The following is a 1,870-nucleotide window of genomic DNA, read 5'->3' as shown; positions in this document are numbered from 1 at the left end:
CGCTCCACCGGGGGTCCTGTCGGGTCAGGCCAGGGTGGCGATGACGCCGTTGACCTTGTCGGTCACGGCCTTCGGCAGCGGGACGTAGCCCTTCTCGCCGATGGCCTTCTGACCCGCGTCGCTGGCGGTGTAGGTCAGGAAGGACTTCAGGGTGTCGAGGGTCTCGGCCTTGTTGCCCTTGTCGCAGACGATCTCGTAGGTGACCAGGACCAGCGGGTAGGAACCCTCTTCCTTGGTCGCGTAGTCGAGCTTCAGCGCGAGGTCGCTGCCGGTGCCGGCGGCCTGCGCCTTGGCGATCGTGGAGGCGGCGTTCTCGGCGGTGGCCTCGACCGGCTTGGTGGCGCCCGTGTTGATCGCGGCGCTCTTCAGGCTGTTGGTCTGGGCGTAGGCCAGCTCGACGTAGCTGATCGAGTTCTTGACCTGCTTCACCTGGGCCGAGACACCGGCGCTGCCGTTGGCCGACTGGCCGCCCTTGCCCGCCCAGGCCTTGCCGGCCGGGTAGGACCAGGCGCCGCCGCCGGCGGCGGCGAAGTACTTGGTCAGGTTCTCGGTGGTGCCGGCGTCGTCCGAGCGGTGGAAGGTCTGGATCTCGGTGTCCGGCAGCTTGGCGCCCGGGTTCAGGGCCGCGATCGCCGGGTCGTTCCACTTGGTGATCTGCGAGTCGAAGATCTTGGCGGAGGTCGGGCCGTCCAGGACCAGGTTGTCGACACCGTCGACGTTGTAGACCAGCGAGATCAGACCGCCGACCATCGGCAGGTCGATGCCCTGGCCGCCGGTGCAGACCGCCTTGGAGGCGTCGACCTCGGCCGGCTTCAGGGCCGAGTCGGAGCCGGCGAACTGGATCTTGCCCTGGTTGAACTGCTGGATGCCGGCACCGGAGCCGCCACCCTGGTAGTTGATGGTGCTGCCGGAGCAGGCGGCGGCGAAGCTGGTCTTCCAGACGTCCATCGCCGCGCCCTGCGCGGTCGAACCGGCGGCGATCAGCGAACCGGCCTTGCCACAGTTGATCGCGGCGGCGGGCGCGGCGGAACCGCCGGAGCCGCCGGACGCGGTCGTGTTGTTGTTGTTGTCCGACCCGCAGGCGGCGAGCGACAGCGAGCTGACGAGCGCCATGGCACCGATCGCGAGGGCCTTGGAGCGGCCGTTCCGCTGGAGCTTCACAGGGGTGTCCCTTTCTGTGGCATTGCCCTTGCGCGGGCCGTACGGCTACGGCGGCCCAGCACGGGTTTTGCTGTGGTCCGGGGCCCGTTCGGCCCTCCGGTGGTCCCGAAGTTAGGCCGGGTAAGTGACACGACAGCCGGTCGCAAGTGAACGGGGAGTGAACCTCGAACGGATGACAGGAAACTACGTCAGGTAGTAACGGTTGCGTCACGGCAAGGGCGCGGGAAGATCACTTCCACCGTTCCTTCACCGGTGCCGCCCCGGCCGCCCGCACCGGCTTCGCCCCCAGGAGCGCCAGCAGCGCGTCGATCAGCGACCGGTCGTGATCGTGGGTGAGCCGGGCCCGCGCCTTCCCGGCCGGCAGCCACTCCAGCCGGTCCACCTCCCGGTTGGGCCGGAAGGACCCGCTGGAGGGCACCGCCGCCCAGTAGCGGACCTCCTTGGGACGGCCCTGCACCCGGTAGTGCTGGGTGGGCAGCTCCGGGCCCAGCAGGCAGCGGAACCCGGTCTCCTCCCGGACCTCGCGCAGCGCCGCGTCGACCACGCCCTCACCGGCTTCGAGCTTGCCCTTCGGCAGACTCCAGTCGTCGTACTTGGGCCGGTGGATCACCGCGATCCGCGGCCGCCCCAGCCGGCCGCTCTTCTTCGGCCGGCCCGGCAGCCACAGCACCGCGCCCGCCGCCAGCACCACCGGGGCGTGCCCCACCAC

Annotated in this window: 2 protein-coding genes; both read right to left on the bottom strand. The window is 70.1% G+C overall.

All coding sequences use genetic code 11. The annotated features are described in order from the left end of the window. Positions 1-24: 24 nt before the first annotated feature. Positions 25-1,161 carry a phosphate ABC transporter substrate-binding protein PstS gene (gene pstS, locus ACIQOV_RS39695; RefSeq protein WP_401055785.1) on the bottom strand — a complete coding sequence of 379 codons (1,137 nt, stop codon included), beginning with the start codon at positions 1,159-1,161 and terminating at the stop codon, positions 25-27. Between the two features lie 229 nt (positions 1,162-1,390). Beyond that, entirely contained in the window at positions 1,391-1,870 is a 480-nt protein-coding gene (locus tag ACIQOV_RS39690) for an NUDIX hydrolase (RefSeq protein ID WP_401055783.1), read from the bottom strand.

Source organism: Kitasatospora sp. NPDC091257 (assembly GCF_044757675.1).
Classification (GTDB): domain Bacteria; phylum Actinomycetota; class Actinomycetes; order Streptomycetales; family Streptomycetaceae; genus Kitasatospora; species Kitasatospora lactacystinica.
The sequence above is the reverse complement of the archived record's forward strand: the minus strand, read 5'-3'. Positions and strand labels throughout refer to the sequence as shown.